Annotated in this window: 21 protein-coding genes; 10 read left to right on the top strand and 11 right to left on the bottom strand. The window is 35.6% G+C overall.

The annotated features are described in order from the left end of the window. Positions 1-58 precede the first annotated feature (58 nt). Complete coding sequence (locus G0028_RS08145) at positions 59-532, bottom strand: hypothetical protein (protein ID WP_130073801.1); 474 nt, start codon at positions 530-532, stop codon at positions 59-61. A gap of 517 nt (positions 533-1,049) precedes the next feature. Here G0028_RS08145 and G0028_RS08140 point away from each other — a divergent pair. Continuing rightward, entirely contained in the window at positions 1,050-1,400 is a 351-nt protein-coding gene (locus tag G0028_RS08140) for a hypothetical protein (protein ID WP_218946351.1), read from the top strand. Between the two features lie 2 nt (positions 1,401-1,402). Further along, positions 1,403-2,239 (top strand): nuclease-related domain-containing protein, encoded by an 837-nt coding sequence (locus tag G0028_RS08135; RefSeq protein ID WP_180047046.1) that lies wholly within the window; start codon positions 1,403-1,405, stop codon positions 2,237-2,239. A gap of 317 nt (positions 2,240-2,556) precedes the next feature. On the opposite strand, the gene G0028_RS08130 is transcribed toward G0028_RS08135, so the two are convergent. From G0028_RS08130 to G0028_RS08120, 3 genes are all read right to left on the bottom strand, one after another. Beyond that, positions 2,557-2,847, bottom strand: a complete 291-nt coding sequence (locus G0028_RS08130) for a hypothetical protein (protein WP_227554791.1) — start codon at positions 2,845-2,847, stop codon at positions 2,557-2,559. Between the two features lie 152 nt (positions 2,848-2,999). Next, positions 3,000-3,548, bottom strand: a complete 549-nt coding sequence (locus G0028_RS08125) for a hypothetical protein (RefSeq protein WP_180047048.1) — start codon at positions 3,546-3,548, stop codon at positions 3,000-3,002. Between the two features lie 105 nt (positions 3,549-3,653). Beyond that, positions 3,654-4,223 carry a LysE family translocator gene (locus tag G0028_RS08120; protein ID WP_227554790.1) on the bottom strand — a complete coding sequence of 190 codons (570 nt, stop codon included), beginning with the start codon at positions 4,221-4,223 and terminating at the stop codon, positions 3,654-3,656. Positions 4,224-4,467: 244 nt separating this feature from the next. On the opposite strand from G0028_RS08120, the gene rlmKL reads away from it, so the two are divergent. Next, positions 4,468-6,672 carry a bifunctional 23S rRNA (guanine(2069)-N(7))-methyltransferase RlmK/23S rRNA (guanine(2445)-N(2))-methyltransferase RlmL gene (gene rlmKL, locus G0028_RS08115; RefSeq protein ID WP_180047052.1) on the top strand — a complete coding sequence of 735 codons (2,205 nt, stop codon included), beginning with the start codon at positions 4,468-4,470 and terminating at the stop codon, positions 6,670-6,672. Between the two features lie 14 nt (positions 6,673-6,686). Here the strand turns inward: rlmKL and G0028_RS08110 are convergent, their stop codons facing one another. Then, a complete protein-coding gene (locus G0028_RS08110; protein ID WP_180047054.1) occupies positions 6,687-7,142 on the bottom strand; it encodes a hypothetical protein in 456 nt (151 codons plus the stop codon). Between the two features lie 414 nt (positions 7,143-7,556). On the opposite strand from G0028_RS08110, the gene G0028_RS08105 reads away from it, so the two are divergent. Continuing rightward, the gene (locus G0028_RS08105; RefSeq protein WP_180047058.1) at positions 7,557-7,805 is read left to right on the top strand and encodes a hypothetical protein; all 249 of its coding nucleotides are present in this window, start codon (positions 7,557-7,559) and stop codon (positions 7,803-7,805) included. Between the two features lie 30 nt (positions 7,806-7,835). Here G0028_RS08105 and G0028_RS08100 read toward each other — a convergent pair whose 3' ends face one another. Both G0028_RS08100 and yaaA read right to left on the bottom strand, forming a co-directional pair. Continuing rightward, positions 7,836-8,456, bottom strand: coding sequence for a metal-dependent hydrolase (locus tag G0028_RS08100; protein WP_180047060.1), 621 nt, complete (start codon positions 8,454-8,456; stop codon positions 7,836-7,838). A 25-nt stretch (positions 8,457-8,481) separates the two neighbouring features. Then, positions 8,482-9,264 carry a peroxide stress protein YaaA gene (gene yaaA / locus G0028_RS08095; RefSeq protein ID WP_180047062.1) on the bottom strand — a complete coding sequence of 261 codons (783 nt, stop codon included), beginning with the start codon at positions 9,262-9,264 and terminating at the stop codon, positions 8,482-8,484. Between the two features lie 120 nt (positions 9,265-9,384). Here yaaA and G0028_RS08090 point away from each other — a divergent pair, with 120 nt between their 5' ends. From G0028_RS08090 to G0028_RS08080, 3 genes are all read left to right on the top strand, one after another. Then, positions 9,385-10,074, top strand: coding sequence for an alpha/beta hydrolase (locus G0028_RS08090; RefSeq protein ID WP_180097359.1), 690 nt, complete (start codon positions 9,385-9,387; stop codon positions 10,072-10,074). Further along, complete coding sequence (locus G0028_RS08085) at positions 10,065-10,766, top strand: IS1-like element ISPa14 family transposase (protein ID WP_015586042.1); 702 nt, start codon at positions 10,065-10,067, stop codon at positions 10,764-10,766. The genes G0028_RS08090 and G0028_RS08085 overlap by 10 nt, the downstream gene beginning before the upstream one ends. Positions 10,767-10,893: 127 nt before the next feature. Beyond that, positions 10,894-12,144, top strand: a complete 1,251-nt coding sequence (locus G0028_RS08080) for a TerD family protein (RefSeq protein ID WP_180046660.1) — start codon at positions 10,894-10,896, stop codon at positions 12,142-12,144. 150 nt (positions 12,145-12,294) lie between these two features. On the opposite strand, the gene rtcR is transcribed toward G0028_RS08080, so the two are convergent. The 3 genes from rtcR to G0028_RS21205 all read right to left on the bottom strand — a co-directional run bounded on the left by rtcR (position 12,295) and on the right by G0028_RS21205 (position 15,224). Further along, entirely contained in the window at positions 12,295-13,887 is a 1,593-nt protein-coding gene (gene rtcR, locus G0028_RS08075) for an RNA repair transcriptional activator RtcR (RefSeq protein ID WP_180046662.1), read from the bottom strand. 98 nt (positions 13,888-13,985) lie between these two features. Beyond that, complete coding sequence (locus G0028_RS08070) at positions 13,986-15,080, bottom strand: tetratricopeptide repeat protein (protein WP_180046664.1); 1,095 nt, start codon at positions 15,078-15,080, stop codon at positions 13,986-13,988. A gap of 18 nt (positions 15,081-15,098) precedes the next feature. Further along, positions 15,099-15,224 (bottom strand): hypothetical protein, encoded by a 126-nt coding sequence (locus tag G0028_RS21205; protein WP_257222268.1) that lies wholly within the window; start codon positions 15,222-15,224, stop codon positions 15,099-15,101. 463 nt (positions 15,225-15,687) lie between these two features. Here G0028_RS21205 and G0028_RS08065 point away from each other — a divergent pair, with 463 nt between their 5' ends. Beyond that, entirely contained in the window at positions 15,688-17,316 is a 1,629-nt protein-coding gene (locus G0028_RS08065; RefSeq protein WP_180046666.1) for a TROVE domain-containing protein, read from the top strand. An 879-nt stretch (positions 17,317-18,195) separates the two neighbouring features. Here the strand turns inward: G0028_RS08065 and G0028_RS08060 are convergent. Further along, on the bottom strand, positions 18,196-18,543 hold the full coding sequence (locus tag G0028_RS08060) for a hypothetical protein (RefSeq protein ID WP_180046668.1): 348 nt from the start codon (positions 18,541-18,543) through the stop codon (positions 18,196-18,198). A 138-nt stretch (positions 18,544-18,681) separates the two neighbouring features. On the opposite strand from G0028_RS08060, the gene G0028_RS08055 reads away from it, so the two are divergent. Both G0028_RS08055 and G0028_RS08050 read left to right on the top strand, forming a co-directional pair. After that, complete coding sequence (locus G0028_RS08055) at positions 18,682-18,972, top strand: hypothetical protein (protein ID WP_180046670.1); 291 nt, start codon at positions 18,682-18,684, stop codon at positions 18,970-18,972. 62 nt (positions 18,973-19,034) lie between these two features. Beyond that, on the top strand, positions 19,035-19,295 hold the full coding sequence (locus G0028_RS08050) for a hypothetical protein (RefSeq protein WP_180046672.1): 261 nt from the start codon (positions 19,035-19,037) through the stop codon (positions 19,293-19,295). Positions 19,296-19,412: the final 117 nt, after the last annotated feature.

The following is a 19,412-nucleotide window of genomic DNA, read 5'->3' as shown; positions in this document are numbered from 1 at the left end:
AGTGTTGCAATATCAATATAAGACGGTTCAATCATCGCCATAGCATTGATATGATTTTCTATTCAACATCATTTTCTCGACAAGATAGCTCATAATATTCCTTGTTTTTAGCTAATTTTTTAACTTCATAACCATAATAATATTTGCTGTCCAAATCCATTTTTTCAATTTTACATTGATTTCTTTGAGCAAACTGTTGAATCTGCTTTAAATCAGAAGCTTTGGCAAAAATAGCGCCCCAACCTTCATTCACACAACAACCCGCATATTCAGACATATATTCATCAAACAATAAAACAAAATTCTGACCTAAAAATTGATACGGTTTTTTAAACTGATACACATCATTATAATCCGCTCGTGAAACAGTCGGTTTATTTGGAATTAAACCTTTTTGCTGTAAAGTTTTAAAATCAGGAAATTGAGCAGCTCCCTTCCCTAAACCACGATAAATATTTTCCTCAGTTGCAAAAGCCGACATGCAACTGATTGAAAATAGAAAAATACAACTGATTTTATAGATATTATTCATACGAATTCCTGAGTTCAATATTGAGGTTAACTGCAAATTACTGGATTAATCAGCCACTCATTCCTATATATGGCCTACCAGTCATTCTTATTCCTAGTAGGCTACTTTAATCAAAAAATTTAGTTATTGCCTTTGTCAGCGTAAATTTTTTCTCTGTATGATTTTCCTTTAATCTCTAATTCGTAGGACCTATGTAAAATTTGATCCATTACAGCATCAGCAATATAGCTAAATTCTAAAAATATCAGTACGTAAACATACCTGTAAAATTTCATTCTTTAAGGTCTTTGGTGTACTGAAGAGTCAAGTAATCAGCTATAGTTGGATCATGAAATTGCTCAAACCATAATTTTTCGCAACTTGACTTATAATCAACCAATGTATTGCTCGAAAATTAGAAGTATTGGGTTGATGTGATTATTTTGGATTTGTTATTAGAAATTAATTGAAAGCAGTATTTTTTAACTTTAGGTGGAATGAGAAGGTGATTTTTTCAAGTATATTCACTGGTCTTTTTATGACGGTGGGTTTCACGGCGTTAATTTATAACTACGTGTTGATGGGTGGTAATTCTGGTTTGTTCTTTTTGGTTTGGGGTGGTGTTTTCTCTCTAGCAGGATTGTATTTCCATTACCACGGAACAATTGGGCAAATTGGGTGGCAGAGACAGCGCTTTGTTCGTAACACCCAAACACTTGAATGGTATAAGACTGAATATCCTCAATGTGTTGTGACTACAAATATTGTGAAATGCTGTTTTTGCGAAAGTACATCAATTCGCAGATATGCGTTAAAAAACAATACTTACAAAATTCGCAACTCTTGTGCTAAATGCGGTGAAGTTTTGTTTTATACGGATGAGGATTAATAATGACTATTCATGCGTATTATGGTGATGTTAGCCACCTGAAAAATGAACAAAAAATGTTTGAAGACTTATTAACCCAATTGAAGCTTCATTGGGGTAATAGTGAAGATTGGATTTATTTGTTCTATAACACAATGTGGTCAGGTCAAGAAGTTGATGTTATTGCTTTCACCAAGGAAGCAATCATTGTTATTGACCTAAAAAACTATTCCGGCAATCTGGTTGGGTCGGAAAATGGGGAATGGCAGATTAATGGTGAACTTGAGGTTCAGGGTGGCTCTCAGATTAATCCATTTGTTCAGATTCGGAAGAACAGATTTGCTGTTTTAGAGTGGTTCAAAAGTGCTGAATTGTTTACCGACCAAAACTTAGGTTTTATTAGTGGTTGCATCATCCTGAATGAGTTATCTAGTACGCAAATGGATTTGTCTCATTCGGTAAGAAAGTGGTTTTATGTTACCGATATTGCCAATTCAGTGGATACTTTGTCTAGACTCCATACCAAGGGGATTAGTCTTGCTAGTGATGATATTTTATACCTAGTAAACAAGTTAAAACTTAAAGAATATTCTTGGGATCAGGGTGTTGCTCCTAGAGAGCGCAATCTTATTCAGTCAGATGATCGTGATACTCCAAGTGATAATAGTCGTGATCAAAGTTCCGCTCCGATCAAATACACATTACATGATCAAATGGAAAAGAAATTCAAAGGTGTTTTAGCACCGTACCTGTTTTTCTATGGAACGGTCATCATCTGTTTAGCTATTGCTTTTCATATTGCTAATGGTATGAAAGATGAAGGTGTTGGGTACTTATTTAGTTTGATCTTTGGTCGCTAAAAATATCATCTGATGTAAAAAAGCCCTCGATTGTGTGGGCTTTTTTTTGGATTAATTTTCGACTAGCTTAAAAGGAAAGTCTTTACTGCTTGTATAGATTTTGGCGATGTGTCGACAGGCTTCTCCTAGTACTCTACTAGGAACAGGAATAAGTGGTATTTGGGAAATGAGAATGAGTGGTAGATTTATATAAGAATATGCAGGTTAACTTTTTAAGCCACTCAATCTAACTTGTTTTAATCAATATATAGCTGCCTGCATTTAGCATAATTTTAACGCTAAATTTGAAATTTAGAATTAAAATTATGCAAAAAAAACTATCTGAGTGCACCAATATAGTGATGAGGAACTTGTGCTTTATAAATTTCTTCCTCGGTGACTTCTGCGGCATATCGATCATAAAGTTCATCTTCTGAGTTTTTTACAGGTGTAATTTCAAGATAAATAAGCTTGGACAATTGTTCTGATATTTCTTTTAATTCTAAGTCATTAGTTACAAGTGCTTGTTGTACAACATATTCTGCATATTCTTTATTTTCAATTAGATATCTAACATCAATCACTCGCCCTGATACACGTCTAAAACGATTATATAAACGTGTTGCCACAGTAAATGTTAAATTATTTGCACGATATTCATCTACAAGGTGATTTTGTATTTTATTTCCAGAAATCTTAATTTTTAGATCAAAATGATGATTTTGGCATCAAATAGCGAGGTTTATGAGTAAAAATATACCAAATATTTCTAAATATTTTATTATTTTTTATATATGTGACGTGCGTATTGTTCCAACTTGTATTTTCCAATATCCGCCAAAGTTATATGCCCTAATTTCACTTGTCTTATATGCAATTTTTCTTGATTGTGTAAATTCACCACCAAATCACACTCATCACAGCATAAAATCGGACGATGATATTTTTCATCCATATATAAAACTAAACGCCCTTGACCATCACATATCTGACATGTTTCAAACCAAAAATTCAACATGTTTTGTAGCTCAACCAAATAAACGATTGCTTGCCCAACACAGCGTGAACCTTCCATTAAATCAATAACATCACCAATAGCCACTCTTTGCTGTGCATCTACTAAAAACCATAATAATGCTTCCTGTGAATATTCACCTAATTTAAGCACAATACTCCAACTAGAAACTCTCTGTTCTTGTTTCAATTCAGTTGTACAATAATAAAGACCTTCTAGTGGTGTTTGTTTTCGCCCACCCTTTGCCACAGAGAACCAATCTAGATACACTCTGTAAACATATTCACTTAACTGAGTTTGTTTATCATTTCCCATAATAGATGATGCCTAAATCTATATAAAAATTAAACAGATATTCAAAAATAAATCCTTTAAACAGCATTTGACTCTGATATATTTACTCAGATAAATTAAGTTAGATCATGAATAAAAATGCTGCCAGCACATCTGCAACGAAATTCCGATCAAGACAGCGCCCATAATCATATTAAAAACTTTAGCACGTTGTCCGATATTTAAAAATCCTGCTAATTTCTGCCCTGCAACACCCCAAATAAACAAAGAGAGATAACAGACCACAAAATAGATCAACACAAACAATGCCAAATAAAATTGATTATGCGAGGCAGAAAATAAAGCGGTGCCTGAAACGGCCGCAATCCACGCTTTCGGATTCAGCCATTGCATCAAAATACCTTGCATAAAATTTGGAATTTGAGCGTGATCCTGTTCGGACGTTTGGATTGTTTCACCTTCGGCTTTAAAAATATTCCACCCAATCCAAACCAATAATGCTGTGCCCAAAATGGTAATGGCATCCAATAAAATAGGATAGTTCACAATAATTTGATATAAACCAAAACAAACGGCAGCGAGTAATAAGGTAAAACCAATCGTTGCACCTGAAATAAATGCAAACGTTTTTTTCACCCCGTAATTTATACTGCTACTGAGAATCGTCAAATTTACAGGTCCGGGCGATATCGACATTGACAAAGAAAATGTTGTCATTGCAAACAAAAGACTCAACATATTTATGGTTTTCATTTTTGGAATAGATTTTTAAATATGGATGCAGCGTCTATTTTTCAAGCAAAAATATAAAATAAAGCATTAAATTAAGTGTGGTCTGCTGATTTTTTTAAATAAATCCTCATACGGAACGTAAACGCTAAGTTTTCGTCATAAAAATACGTTAAAATATGCGATTGCTTTGTTGTCTTTGGAAATGTTCATGAATTCGAAACCACGTCTTTCTACATATTGGGTTACCTGTGCGGATGGACTAGAAACCTTACTACAAGAAGAAATAGAAGGTTTAGGCGTTGAAAATGTTGAACGTTTTCCTGGTCGCCTGATCTTTAAAGGAACACTTGAGCAAGCCTATCGTGTTTGTATGTGGTCACGTTTGGCTTCACGGGTATTAACCCCAATCCATGTGCATGAGCTAGAGTTCACACATGATGCACGTGATGTTGCTGAAGAGTTATATGAAGGTGCAATCAATTTTGACTGGTCACTAATTTTTGCACCACAAAGTACATTCGCTATTCGTTTGCATGTTGAACGTGATATTAAAGTGAATACCCAATTCGCTACTTTACGTGTGAAAGATGGTGTAGTTGACTCCTTTATGGAAGCCGTGGGTAAACGCCCAAGTATTGATATTAAACAACCTGAAATTACACTATACGTTTTAGCAGGTAAAACCGAACATACTTATTGTTTGGATTTATCAGGTGATTCTTTGCATAAACGCGGTTATCGTCGTTATATGACAGATGCTCCGATTAAAGAAAACCTTGCTGCAGCAATTTTACAAAAAGCCAAATTAAAACAGCGCCATCCTGATATTATTCTCGATCCAATGTGTGGTTCTGGTACCTTTATCATTGAATCTTTAATGATTTTGACTGATCGTGCGCCGGGTTTGGTACGCCGTTTTGGTTTCTTAGGTTGGAATGGTCACGATCATGATTTATGGATGAGCATCAAAGCTGAAGCTGCTGAACGTCATAAAAATGCCATGGCACAACCCTTACCTCAGTTGTATGCCTACGATGCCGACTGGGAAGCAGTGAAGGCTACCAAACAAAATATCATTGCCGCAGGGTTTGAATCCGTTTTAGATCAAATCAAAATTGAAGAACGTACCTTAGCAGATTGGCCTGATTTTAAAGCTGAAGGTAAATCAGCGTTTGTGGTCACTAACCCACCCTATGGTGAACGTTTGGGTGACAAAGCATCAAACCGTGCATTATATTTAGGTCTTTCAGCACTTTTACAAAAGAATTTCCCAAATCAATATGCTGCTGTGATTGCTGCTGCCGTTGAACAAGCAGACGTGCTTGCATTTAATCATCCACAAATTTTACGTTTAATGAATGGTAAATTGCCAATTTATATCCGTTTTGGCGATATTAAACCTGCAACTGTGGTTCAACCTTTCCTTGCTGACTGGCAGCCACAACAATTTGAAAAAATTGAAGGAGCAGAAGACTTTACCAATCGTTTGCAAAAAAATATGCAAACTTTGAAAAAGTGGGCAGTGAAAGAAAATATCCATTGTTTACGTCTATATGATGCTGATTTACCAGACTTTAATGTCGCAGTAGATTTGTATGGTGAGCGTCTACATGTACAAGAATATGCTCCCCCAAAAACCATTGATCCTGAAAAAGCTAAAAAACGTTTTAATCTCGCATTGGCTGCAATTCGTGCAGTTACAGGTCTAGGTCGTGATGCAATCTTCATCAAAACACGTGCCCGCCAAGAAGGTAAAACTCAATATTTAAAACAAAGTACCGCATCAAAGCGCTTTATCGTACAAGAAGGTAAAGCGAAAATTTTAGTCAATTTAACTGATTATTTAGACACAGGTTTATTCTTAGATCATCGTCAAATGCGTTTACGTATTGCCGCAGAAGCCAAAGGTAAACATTTCCTCAACTTGTATAGTTATACTTCTACAGCAAGCTTGCATGCAGCTTTAGGTGGTGCAGCGAGCACAACCAGTGTCGATTTATCGAATACTTATCTAAATTGGTCAAAAGAAAACTTTGTTTTGAATGGGTTAACTGTTGATCATGCAGATGAACAACATCAATTCTTTGCAAGTGACTGCTTTGAATGGTTAAAAGAAGGTCATGAGCAATATGACTTAATTTTTATTGATCCCCCAACATTCTCAAACTCGAAAAAGTTCTATGGTACTTTTGATGTACAACGTGATCATATTTCATTGATTAAACGTGCAATGAATCGTTTAAGCACACAAGGTACATTATATTTCTCAAACAACTATCGTGGTTTTGAGATGGATGAGGAAATTGAAGCGATGTATGATGTACAAGAAATCAGCAATGAAACCATTGGCTTAGATTTTAAACGCAATCAAAAAATCCATCGCGCTTGGAAAATCACCCACATTCAAAACTAGTCATTTTGCATGTTTTAGTGCGCATCACGACTCACATAAATGGTGACTTTATCTGCGGTCGTCACTGTGACTTTGTTGCTATGCGCACTTGTACCATGTTCTGTCATGATGGCTTTATGGGGTAACAAGGGGCGTTTTTCTTGATTTTGACTCTGGTAAGCATCTTCTTGGCGTTGTTGTTCATGGTTATTGAGCACCGTATATGCTAAATGCTCTTTTTTATTTTCATTGGCATGTTTTGCTGCAAGCTGACTATTAATCTGATTTTGCTGTTCAACAGGTGCTTGTACATCACGTTTGACTGCCGTAATAACCACGGGGGTAATCGTGCCTCCTCCGTTTGCATCTTTTGCAAGTGCATCATCTTTCAAAGGTGAAATTGCAAAGGATGGAGTACACACTGAAGCAAGCAAAATAGCCATAATCCATTGTAATTTCGTTTGATCTAAACAATCCACATGACGATCCATCTTTAAGTTCCTTTCTATCTATTTTTTATTTTCTAATTCAAATTAACAAGTTTTACTGATTGTAACAAGCTAAAATTATGAGTTCCCGATATTCTGCATAAATGTGATATTTAGTATTTATTTTCAACAATTTATATAAAATTCAACCCATTTAATTTTAAAAAACGTTCAAATATAGACCATATTTCTTAATAAAGAACCATAACTTATTCTTTTAAATACTGAACAAATTGTTGTATTTATATAAATTGGACTGATCTAAGCATAAAATAGTATAAATTAAATTTGCATAAATTATAATTTTGATGATGTATTTATCATTCTTATTTCATATTTTGATATATTTAACAATTGATAAAATTTTATTTTGATTCTAAAGTAATCTTTGATTTTTAAATCAATATCAGAGAAATCATGCGTTATAAAATTATTGATATTTATCATCATAACAATACCCAACATTACATCGCAAAATGCTTAAAACAAAATTCACCACAATATATTACTTTGGAAAGCCAACGTACACTATGTAAAGAGCTTGATATTATTGATGTTGACCTCACCATGAATCAAGCGACTTGGGCAACAGGAGAAAAAATTGCGTTAAATATTTTGCATAAATTTGACCACTTAGAAAAACTATATGACTTAAATGAATCCTAAAGTTTAAGTAAAAATAAAATTATATATAAATCAAAATTTTAAAGTTGTAGCTAAATTCTTTTTTGCAGCTTCTTCAAATCTTTGTTGAAAATATTGAGTCTGAAATAAGGGCTGTTTTTGATAAAATTTTGTCAAAACTTCTGCCCTTTTCACTTGATAAGTCTCAGGAGGCACCCATGCATATTCCTGTTGGATTTGTTGTTCATATTCAGTAAAACGTTGGGTTGAACTTGCCAAAATCGCCAAATCAATATCCAATAAATATTTTAAATCATGCTCTTTTGTCGGTAGATGCTTTTTGGTGGCAATAATCCATCTTGCAACTTTTTCAAGTTTGGCTCGTTTTAAAATGCCAACACAGTGTTTTTGCATGAATTTTGCACTTTGCTCTTCATTATCTGATGCTTGCGGATCATAAATAATATCATGAAACCAAATGGCTAACTCGACTGCGACTGGATCTTTAAGTTGGTGCTTGATTTCATAGAATAACTCTAAACATTCCACAATATGTTGATGGTTATGATAATAATTACCAACATAGAAATGAAAAAGAATTGAAGATAATGATTCTGATTGCACAGATTTTAAATGCATAGAATCAGAAAACTGTGCCCAATACTGTTGAAATTTATCATGATAATTTTGCATTGGGCACACTCCTACTCGACAAAGATTATTCAGCAGCTTGCTCATCTCGCTTAAAGACCAACTCACCTTTGAGTGAACTGTCTGCATCAAAATAATAACCATCTACATTGAATGCTTTTAAATCTTCAATGTTTTCAATTTGATTTTCCATAATAAAGCGTGCCATTAAACCGCGGGCTTTTTTCGCATAAAAACTAATGACTTTATATTTGCCATTTTTCTGATCTAAAAACACAGGTTTAACGATTTCAGCATCAATTTTGCTTTCTTTCACTGACTTATAATATTCATCAGAAGCCAAGTTCAGTAAAATTTTACTGCCCGCTTGTTGTAAATCTTGATTAATCAAATCGGTAATGTGGTTGCCCCAAAACTTATATAAGTTATTCCCCACCGTATTTTTAAGCTTTGTACCCATTTCTAAACGATAGGGCATCATCAAATCTAAAGGACGCAACACCCCATATAAACCCGACAACATGCGTAAATGTTGTTGTGAATATTCAATAGTTTTTGCAGATAAATGATAGGCATCTAAGCCCGTATAGACGTCACCTTTAAAGGCAAAAATCGCTTGCCGCGCATTAGAAAAATTAAAATCAGGTGTCCAATCGCGAAAGCGTTCAACATTCAAATTGGCAATTTTTTCACTCACACTCATTAAACTTGCAACTTCAGATGCAGATAAAGCACAGCAAACCGCGATCAGTTGTTCAGACTGTTCTAATAACCTTGGTAAAGTATACTGATCTGTAGGCAAGGCTGACTCATAATTCAATGTTTTTGCAGGAGAAATAAGAACAAGCATAAAGATTTCACTTCAAAAATTAACTTAAATAATATAACAGTTGCACTGTATTTATGCGAATTGTGTTTTTCGTAATAAATTATCGTTACAATAAATCACTTTCGTAAATATTGAAGTGACATGTCTGAACATCTCCTCATTCAAGGTCAAGTAGGAAATATCGACGTTTTAGTGGATCTTCCACAGGGTGAAGTCAAAGCCTATGCCATTGTGTGCCATCCACATCCTTTGCAAGGAGGGACACCACAACATAAAGTTCCTACCTTATTAACACAAATTTTCAACCAACATGGCTGTATTGTTTATCGTCCTTATTTTCGTGGTTTGGGACAAACTGAAGGCATACATGATGATGGTTTTGGTGAAAGTGATGATATTTTAGCGGTGATTCAACATATTCAAAGCTTGCACCCTAGATTAAATTTTTATGCCGGTGGTTTTAGTTTTGGCGCCCATGTTTTAGCAAAATGTTATGTACAACTCACCGATGTCCAACAACCTAAACAAATGATTTTATGTGGCTTACCAACAGCACGTGTACGTGGGATTCGCGAGTATAAAACACCCAACTTAAATGGCGACATTTTATTGATTCATGGTGAAAAAGATGAGATTACACTGCTTGCAGATTTATTGATTTGGGCAACGCCGCAAAAGCATTTAATCACGGTACTTCCCGGTGCAAATCACTTTTTCACGGGATATTTAAAGCAATTAAATATCGCAATTGCACGTTTTTTAGGTGGTGTTTCAAAAAGTATGCTGAAACAAAGCAGGTTGAATTTTGATAAAATAGAGAAATGCGAATAACTCTAGAAATCAAATGTCCAACCTGCCTCAGTGACAGTATAAAGAAAAATGGCATCAAAGTAGATGGGAAACAAAACTATCAGTGCAAAGACTGTAAACGTCAGTTTATTGGTGACCATGCTCTGAGCTATCTAGGATGTCATTCAGGCATTACTCGAAAAATATTACAGTTGATGGTCAGAGGTAGTGGTATACGAGATATCGCTGAAGTTGAGCGAATCAGTATCGGTAAAGTTTTACGTACTTTAACCGAATCGACCTACCAAATTCAGCCTAAACAAAGTCATTATGAGTCTCTTGAAGTTGATGAGTTTTGGACTTTTGTGGGAAATAAAAATAATAAACAATGGCTTATTTACGCCTACCATCGAGAAACAGGTGAGATTGTTGCTTATGTTTGGGGTAAAAGAGACTTAGCTACAGTTCAACGATTGAAGGCAAAGCTTAAACAATTAGGTATTCACTACACCCGAATTGCAAGTGATCATTGGGACAGTTTCATAACTGCTTTTAAAAACTGCAAGCAAAGTATTGGTAAATTTTTTACTGTAGGTATTGAAGGTAATAATTGCAAAATAAGGCATCGAATTAGGCGCGGTTTTAGAAGGAGTTGTAATTTTTCAAAAAAGATTGAAAACCATTTTAAAGCTTTCGACTTAACCTTTTTTTACATCAATAATGGCTTCATTTAATGTCAGCATACTTTTTGAAACACCACCTGTTAAAGAACTTTGAAATGATGGGTTTGATCCGTTAAGCCCTATCATTTCTTCTCTCATTTTTGAATTATACTTTGATAAATATAGGGAATATTTCACAATGCAACTACAACAAGGTCAAAAATTACAATTACAACAACTTAGTCTTCAACAAGAATTAAGTATCGAAGTCGATATTCAAGCATCTTTTAATATTGATCTTTCATGTTTTGGTTTAGATGCAAATCAAAAACTCAGCGATGAAGCATTCATGGTGTTTTATAATCAACCCGTAACCCCTGACGGTGCTGTGCGTTGGCAAGCACAACCCAAACAAACCTTCCATTTTCAACTTAATTTAGTCAATTTAAATCAAATACAACGTTTTAGCATTTGTGCTGCAATCGATGACCCACATGCCACTATGAAGCAAATTCAAGGTGGAACAATCAATATTAAAAATCCGTCAGGTCAAATTTTGGCAAGCTTTACGATTCAACCTCAAATCTTTCACCAAGAAAAAGCCATCATGCTTGCCGATGTTTATTTTAAAGATGTTTGGCGTTTAGGCATTGTTGCACAAGGGTTTAATGGTGGTTTGGCTGCCCTAGTTGAGCATTTTGGGGGTGAAGTTGCACAAGATGAGGCAACGCCATCAACGATAACACAACCTGTTTCAACCCCAACCCCACCAATTTCACAGCCAACAACAACGAACCCAAGCGGGTTAAATTTAAATAAAATTCAATTGGAAAAAACGGGACAATCTCACCACATTAATCTCAATAAAAACAATCATGAATATCTCAAAATTGAAGCGATTTGGGTCGACAATGGTGATGGTCGTAGTGACAATGATGACCTAGATTTGCGTGTCGGTTTTATGCTGCAACACCAAAATACAATGGGTTATGTATGGTGTCCATCTCAGCAAGGGGCTTTAGAAAGTTATCCTTATATTCAACATCAAGGTGATATTACAGGTGCATCTATTGCTCAACCGGGTAAAGAAACGGTTTTGGTTCATCCTGATATCGCCAAAAAGCTAGGTGGCAAGGTTGCCTTAGTCTTTTCTGTGTATTCAGCAGTCAGTAATGGTGTTGTTTCGATTGCTTCATTACAACCTAAAATGCGCATGCAATATGGTGATCAATTGGTGGAGTGCGTTTTTAACGCTAGCGTCTCCGCCAAAGCCAAAAGTCGTTTTGTTTATACCTATGTCATTGGGGTAGCCATCATTGATGAACAAGGTATTACCTTACAACATTCAGGCATGACCAGTGGACGTTTTAGTGAAGACACACCTCGAATTATTTGGAAAAAAGATGGAACTGTCGACATTAAAGTGGATGGTAAACCAATGTTTAAATAACGATTTTAAAAGAATATTTCCTTAAATATACAAATCTTGTATTTAGGGAAATATTCAAATGACTGATTAAAATGATCATCTTAAAAGTCAGATCATACTGAGTTGCTTACAATCTATGTTCTATTTAAAATCAAATTTACAGCAATAAGTTCAACCTATATCCGCCCATGTTAAACCAAACTTCGCCAAATACTTTTTCACTCGATCTGAATCGTTCGTGCTTTGGCGTTGTTCACGGGAAATGGCAAATAGACGTCTGCCTGCATCTGCCATCGACTTTGACTGCTGACACACCGCAATCACCCCTTCAAGCTGGATTCGATCAAATTCATCTATTTCAGCCAATTGTTGTGTACTGAGCAATCCAATTAAATTAGACACTTTTTCAGGTTCAGATTGTAAGTGCCACAAGCGTTGCAGACGTTGAATCTCTGCCTCAACTTCAAACAAACCAATGCGTTCACCATTTGCCAAAGTTGCCATGCGAGTCACGCTTGCGGTTAAATCACGGAAATTTCCCTGCCAAGTGGCTTCAGAAGATTGTGCAAATTTTAAATATTTTTCTAAAGCATCACTATGAAAACGCAATTGACGCTGTTGTTGCATAGCAAAACGCTGTAATTCAAACTCAATATTGGGTGCTATATCTTCACGGCGATGCTTTAAATCAGGTAAGAAAAAAGTCCATGTATTTAAGCGTGCCCACAAATCTTCCCGAAAGCGTCCTGCTTGTACTTCTTCACGCAAATCTTTATTCGTCCCCGCAATCAGTTGAAAATCTGCCTGCACCTCTTTGTCTGAACCGACCGGAAAAAATGATTTATCTTCCAATGCTTTTAGTAACATGGCTTGTTCATCTAAGCCTAATTCACCAATTTCATCTAAAAATAAAATCCCACCATCAGCACTTTTTAAATAGCCTGTACGGGCATTAGCAGCCCCTGTAAATGCACCTTTGATATGCCCAAATAGTGCCGACATAGCACCATCACCGCATAAAGTTGCACAGTTCACATCAACCAAACGCCCTTCTAAATGGAATTTTTCTTTCTTCAACTGATAAATTTGTTTCGCTAAATGTGACTTTCCAACACCTGTTGCGCCCATAATTAAAATCGGTGCAATGGAACGTGTTGCGACCAACTCAACCTCTTGAATCAATTGATTAAAATCTTTATTTTTGGTAGCAATATTGGCTTTAAGTTGTTGCCAGTTTGCCGTTTTTTCATTCTCGAAACGTTGATTTAAAGCGGCATAACGAGACAAATCTAAATCTATAATGCGATACTCACCTTCAGGTTGCTGCTTGCCTGTGGGTGAACTCTGAATCAATTTGGCTGGTAAATAATGAGCATCGACCAATAAATACCAACAGATTTGTGCAACGTGCGTTCCTGTAGTGATATGCAGTAGATATTGGTAATTTTCCGTATCAAAAGGATAAGATCTTACAAAATCATAGAGTGCTCCATACATATCCGAAAAATCCCACGGATCTCGAATATTAACTTGATGACCTGAAATATGAGTATTTGGGGAGATTTGTTGTGCGTCTTGTTGTAAATGCTCAATCAAACTTAGGCTACGACGGTCATGCAATAAAACTAATTCATCAATCAGCAAGTCTTCATGCATCAATAAACTCATGGTTGGGCGCCAACGTTGCCAACGTTCTTCCTTTTTGCCCTGATCCAACGTTGAACCGACAAAACCAATCACCACCGTTTTTTTAGATTTTTGCATATTTTCTATAAAATTTTATAGTTTCTATATTTACAATATAGCCAATCTAGCACTTTCATGCTATTCATTTTATACAGCATAGTTCAATGCGATTAAGATTAAATAGTATAATGTAGAATTTGCCATTCACCTTTTTTTAATCGGTTGATATATTCATAAGGCAGTGAAATTGAAAACATTTGAGCACTCGATAAAACATTCTGCTCATAGCGACAAACCTCCCGTTTTTGCTCATCTATCAGTAACCAAGCAATCCGCTGCTGTGGTGCATAATGTATCTTGATCGTTATATCTTCAGCCGCATGATTTTGTCCTACATGAAAATCAGGTCTTAATTCTTCAGGGGGCGTATGCTTAGACTGAGGAAAATTTAAACCGCCCTCTGTATAACCTTGACTGTCATGAATGACTACACTTTGCCTAAAGGTTGGCCAAATACAATGTCGTAAAAAATGCTGATCAACAACTCGTAGATTCAAATACTCACCATTAATCATAAAATCATTGATTTGTTGTAATAAATTTGAAAACACATGCCCACAACCTGCAAACATACCTGCAAAAATCAACTCTGTATGTGTATAGCCATCACGCATGATATGAAAATATCGATCTGAATCTATCCATGCCTCAACTGCTGCTTGCTCACGATAAGACAATAATGAGTCAGCATCTCGAATAAGATAAAAATCAACTTCAGGATCTTCCATGACCAAAAATCGCCAAAATAAACCTGAAACTTTTTTTTGCTCATCACTTACATAAATGACTTCTGCACCCAAATACTGCAAACGTAAAATCACGTGAAAAGGTACAGAGTAATCAACATAAAAGCGACAAGTCCATGCAGGATAAAGCTGTTTTGCTTTTTCTACATTCAAGATAGCCGTTTCACAATATCTCGGTTGTTGACCAAATAAAGAAAAACTAATGATGTTACGATGGGGAGTATTACGCTTAAATTGAGGACGTGGTTGAGCGAGCGTAATCCCTTGGATATGTTTTACTTCCTCTGCTTTATGCTGCAAAGACAAGCGTGCTATTTTCTGTTGTTCCTCTGTTTTCCCCAATAAATAACAAACCTCAACCAAACCATCATAAATCGTAGTGTTTACGATTGCCGGGCTTACTTCAATCGCTTGTAAATAATGTGTATAGGCATCCTCTAAATATCCCGAACGCAACTCAGCCAAAGCTAAGTTGGCATATAATCAACTCTCCATCGGCTGATATTGAAGTCGCTTCAGTAATATTTGACGGGCAGCCTGAAAATCTTTGCTGCGAAATGCCTTCATGGACTGTTCTTCTAATTCACTTAAAATATCGGTGATATCCATGATTCAATCGACCTTCATTTATTCAATGTTGAGCTGTATTCACCTTATGATATTTCAAATATAACCCTCTATAAATATTTAACAATTAAAAGTTATCGTGTCACCTGCTTTAGTTGAGTAATATATTAGACTGATCTTGGTTCAAGACCACGCCATTGTAATGGACTTCATTCAACTCATTCAAAAATTTCAAAATTTAAGATATTTCTTACCTTGTCTCATTTTATAAAAAAATTAAATCAACTGCGCATAAATGATTATAAAAATATATAGTTTTATATCTAAAAAAATATCAAAGACAAAATTCTTATAATTTTAAATCCACATAAAAAAATAAAATTAAAATAATTTAACAAATTAAAATCAATGATTTAAAAATTAATTTAAGCATAACAATTAAACTTGGCACACTCTTCGCAATATATCCATCAAGAAATTAAAAATTAAACTTGAGGATGCTGTCATGGCGAACAAGACAATTTTTGCCTCTCGCACTGCGAAGGTCAAACCACCATTAGGACTGAATGAAGTAGGCGGTCGTGCTTATCCTTTAAAATCACGCTCAGCTTTGGCACAGTTGGCGGCAACAGGTACGTTGAACCATACTTTTTACCAAGATGCCCAAGTCCAATTGGATCAGATTCTCACTTTGGCATTGGAAGTTGAACCTGAATTTGTTGCCAAAACAGCGATTTATGCACGTCAACATGCACATATGAAAGATACGCCTGTGGTGTTATTGGCATTGCTTTCAGAACTCGATGCCGATTTATTTAAACAACTTTTCCCAATCATTATCGATAACGGAAAACAATTGCGTAACTTTGTGCAGATTATGCGTGCAGGAATCATTGGACGTAAGTCTTTGGGTTCATTACCAAAACGTATGGTGAATGATTGGATTTTAACGGCAAATGATCAACAGCTTATGGCGGCGAATATTGGAAACAGCCCATCACTTGCGGATGTGTTGAAAATGACCCATCCAAAACCAAAGACTGAGCAATATAATGCCTTCTTTGCCTATGTGTTAGGAAAAGATTATGCAATTGAACAATTGCCACCTCAGATTCAGGCATTGGAACAATTTCGCTTAGGTCAGACGACTGAAGTACCAAAAGTACCGATGCAACTGTTAACTAATCTGAATTTAACAGCAGCACAATGGGCGGAAATTGCTAAAAATGGTTCTTGGCAAATGCTCAGAATGAATCTGAATACTTTTTTGCGTCATGGTGTATTTGAAATTAAAGGCATGACCAAAATTATTGCGGATAAATTGATGGATGAAACGGCGATTGCGAAAAGTCGAGTTTTACCTTATCAGCTCATGATGGCGTGGTCTGCCCTTGCCGATGGAATGCCGCATGAAATTGCCAATGCACTAAAATTTGCCATGCAGCGTGCCATTGCTCATGTACCAAAATTATCAGGAAATGTGGTGATTGCGATTGATGTTTCAGGTTCAATGGGAAGCCCTGTAACGGGTTATCGCAAAGGGGCAACTTCACAGTTACGTTGTGTTGATGCGGCGGCTTTATTTGCAAGTGCATTTAAATATGTGAATCCAAGCATACGTTTAATGCCCTTTGATACTCAAGTGCGTGCATTGTCCAATCTGACTAAAGTACAGCAATATTTGCGTAAAAAGACATTAGGAGATCGACAGGAAGAAATTGATATTTTCGCCTTAGCCAAAAAATTTGCCAATATGTGTGGTGGCGGAACAGATTGTTCTAAACCATTGGAACAGTTAGTGAAAGAAAATGCCGAGGTCGATTTGGTGATTTATTTTTCGGATAATGAGTCATGGCTTGATCAAATACGAGGACTAAAACACTCAACAGGAATGATGATTTACTGGAACAAGTTAAAACAGCAAAATCCAAATGCAAAACTTGTCTGTGTCGATTTACAGCCTTATGCGACTGCGCAAATGCCTGAGCAAAAAGATGTGATGAATATTGGTGGATTTTCCGATACGGTATTTAAACTGATTGAAAGTTTTACCAATAATGAAATGCATGCAGATCATTGGGTTGGCGAAATTGAAAAGATAGAAATTCCGCAGTCTCAGCTTCACGCAAGCTGATTCTGCAAAGCAAATTTGACATTGTCATTGTGAGATATTTCATCTAAAAAATGTGATATCCATATTGACCGTGTTAGATAAACGCACAAATGCGCTAGGAACTACATTTTTCCAATGAAACGTTTCTAAAATAATTTGTTGTGCGCGTTGTAACAGATTGCCAAATGCAGATAGAACTACATTCTTTCCAAATGACATGTTTTATCAATACCTTGTTGGTGATCAGAAAGTGAAAAAATGCATAAAATGCGTTGAGGACTACATCTTTAATGCGTAGGTCGGTGGTTCGAGTCCATCCTGTATGGCAGACATACGGTAGCTCAGTTGGATAGAGCAACGAAACGTCTTCAATATTTTGTTTATGCAAATGTAGTAAAAGTAAATCAAATGCTTCAAGGACTACATCTTCAATTGACGTAATCGGTGGTTCGAATCCACCCCATTATTTCGGTAATGGTAGCCAAGTGGTAAGGCGCGAACGTCTTTGATATTTTGTTGATTTATAAGTAAGACAGTATATGAAAATATACTGAGATCATTCATCCATCAAATGCCGATAGGACTACATAGGGACTTAGAGATCAGCGGTTAGACTCCGCTGCGGTATGTACATACTGTCGCTTAAAGTAAAAGCGCTAAGATAAATGTCTTATCATTCAACTTGTTGATGGATGATTGATCTGTTGTAAAAATAATAGGATATAAAATGCCTTGAGGACTACATTATCCGTTTGTCGGTGGTTCGATTCCACCCTGTTTCACTTTTAAATCAATGAAACAGTAGCTCAGTAGGTAGAGCCACGATTGTCTTCGCAACTTTGTTTATATCCTGTTGTTTTATAAATTAAAAATTTATTTACATAATTTTCAGTTAAAAAATTATTTTAACTCTATATTATCCACATCTAGAACAGCTTCATATTGCCCTGTTTCAGATAAATATGATTTGAAATTATTCTCAGTAGTTTGTAGCCAAATACGACCACAATTAACACATTCATACATATGCTTTCTAAAATTAATATCGACACCTGAAAGTGAATCATATAAATAATAATCGGGAAGTTTTTTACCTTCAGCCATTTTCAGCTTATACATTTCGATTCTTTTCTCTAGTTCATCAAGCATGGCAAAGTCCAATTTATCACTTATGAACGATGCTTTATAAGGAATATAGTCTGTTTGATCCCGTATAACATGACCACATAAGCAACCTAATTTACTCATTCCCATATTCTCTTTCTTGTTAAATTCATGAAATACCTTAGCAGAAAAGAACGCATGAATTGCAAATACCTTTATTCTTTGCTAATTTAATATCTCAAATCAAAAACAAAGACAGGTGTCAGTCTTTAAAACGCAATCATGTCTATTCACATCATTGTTACAGATAACAATATTGAACTCGCGCTACATCAATTCCAGCAAAAACAATATTCCCTACAAGCCACCCGTTGGTATAAAAAACGCCAAGGCTTTTATGAGCAAGCTGCCATTTTAAAGCGCAAAAAACGTAAAATGAAACGCCTGATCAGTCAGGCACAAAGCCATTTTGCACTATGTACACCACCTACACCTCATCCTATTTTTTGGCATAAAATTGATTTAAAGCAACAATATCAACGTACAGGCAATACTTTTGCCGTAGGTCAATAAACCTATTCTTTTCTTTTTTGTTTCATCACAAGAGACAGGTGTCAGTCTGTAAAACACGATTTATGAGCATCAAAGTCCACGTTAAAGATGACGATCTCGATCTTGCTTTAGAGCAACTTCGCATCAAAAGTTATTATTTAACCACGCATCATTGGTATAAAAAATGCCATGCCTATCATGAAAAACCACCAAGTAAAAAGCGCAAAACAGCCGATATGAAATTGCTGATTGGGCATCGTCAGGTTTTAGATGATGATCCATTGGCAGAACGCTTGGATATTCATCTTGAACAGCACTATCTCAAGATCAATCAAAAACCTTAGCGACAATATTTTCCTATAACTTAAATCCATGCCGAATTTAGCATGGATTTTTTATGCAGTGATTAATTTTTAAATATCTATTCTTATATTTAACTATATATTTTTATATATAAACAA

The sequence above is a fragment of the Acinetobacter piscicola genome (genome assembly GCF_015218165.1).
Taxonomy (GTDB): domain Bacteria; phylum Pseudomonadota; class Gammaproteobacteria; order Pseudomonadales; family Moraxellaceae; genus Acinetobacter; species Acinetobacter piscicola_A.
The sequence above is the reverse complement of the archived record's forward strand: the minus strand, read 5'-3'. Positions and strand labels throughout refer to the sequence as shown.

Excerpts from the sequence above, each read along its gene's own strand:
- G0028_RS08145 (WP_130073801.1), bottom strand. The coding sequence starts at position 532 with ATGAATAATATCTATAAAATCAGTTGTATTTTTCTATTTTCAATCAGT.
- G0028_RS08100 (WP_180047060.1), bottom strand. The coding sequence starts at position 8,456 with ATGCAAAATTATCATGATAAATTTCAACAGTATTGGGCACAGTTTTCT.
- G0028_RS08120 (WP_227554790.1), bottom strand. The coding sequence starts at position 4,223 with ATGTCGATATCGCCCGGACCTGTAAATTTGACGATTCTCAGTAGCAGT.
- G0028_RS08135 (WP_180047046.1), top strand. The coding sequence starts at position 1,403 with ATGACTATTCATGCGTATTATGGTGATGTTAGCCACCTGAAAAATGAA.
- G0028_RS08055 (WP_180046670.1), top strand. The coding sequence starts at position 18,682 with ATGTCTATTCACATCATTGTTACAGATAACAATATTGAACTCGCGCTA.
- G0028_RS08105 (WP_180047058.1), top strand. The coding sequence starts at position 7,557 with ATGCGTTATAAAATTATTGATATTTATCATCATAACAATACCCAACAT.
- G0028_RS08050 (WP_180046672.1), top strand. The coding sequence starts at position 19,035 with ATGAGCATCAAAGTCCACGTTAAAGATGACGATCTCGATCTTGCTTTA.
- G0028_RS08065 (WP_180046666.1), top strand. The coding sequence starts at position 15,688 with ATGGCGAACAAGACAATTTTTGCCTCTCGCACTGCGAAGGTCAAACCA.
- G0028_RS08080 (WP_180046660.1), top strand. The coding sequence starts at position 10,894 with ATGCAACTACAACAAGGTCAAAAATTACAATTACAACAACTTAGTCTT.
- G0028_RS08110 (WP_180047054.1), bottom strand. The coding sequence starts at position 7,142 with ATGGATCGTCATGTGGATTGTTTAGATCAAACGAAATTACAATGGATT.
- G0028_RS08090 (WP_180097359.1), top strand. The coding sequence starts at position 9,385 with ATGTCTGAACATCTCCTCATTCAAGGTCAAGTAGGAAATATCGACGTT.
- G0028_RS08060 (WP_180046668.1), bottom strand. The coding sequence starts at position 18,543 with ATGAGTAAATTAGGTTGCTTATGTGGTCATGTTATACGGGATCAAACA.
- rtcR (WP_180046662.1), bottom strand. The coding sequence starts at position 13,887 with ATGCAAAAATCTAAAAAAACGGTGGTGATTGGTTTTGTCGGTTCAACG.
- yaaA (WP_180047062.1), bottom strand. The coding sequence starts at position 9,264 with ATGCTTGTTCTTATTTCTCCTGCAAAAACATTGAATTATGAGTCAGCC.
- G0028_RS08140 (WP_218946351.1), top strand. The coding sequence starts at position 1,050 with ATGACGGTGGGTTTCACGGCGTTAATTTATAACTACGTGTTGATGGGT.
- G0028_RS08125 (WP_180047048.1), bottom strand. The coding sequence starts at position 3,548 with ATGGGAAATGATAAACAAACTCAGTTAAGTGAATATGTTTACAGAGTG.
- G0028_RS08085 (WP_015586042.1), top strand. The coding sequence starts at position 10,065 with ATGCGAATAACTCTAGAAATCAAATGTCCAACCTGCCTCAGTGACAGT.
- G0028_RS21205 (WP_257222268.1), bottom strand. The coding sequence starts at position 15,224 with ATGGATATCACCGATATTTTAAGTGAATTAGAAGAACAGTCCATGAAG.
- rlmKL (WP_180047052.1), top strand. The coding sequence starts at position 4,468 with ATGAATTCGAAACCACGTCTTTCTACATATTGGGTTACCTGTGCGGAT.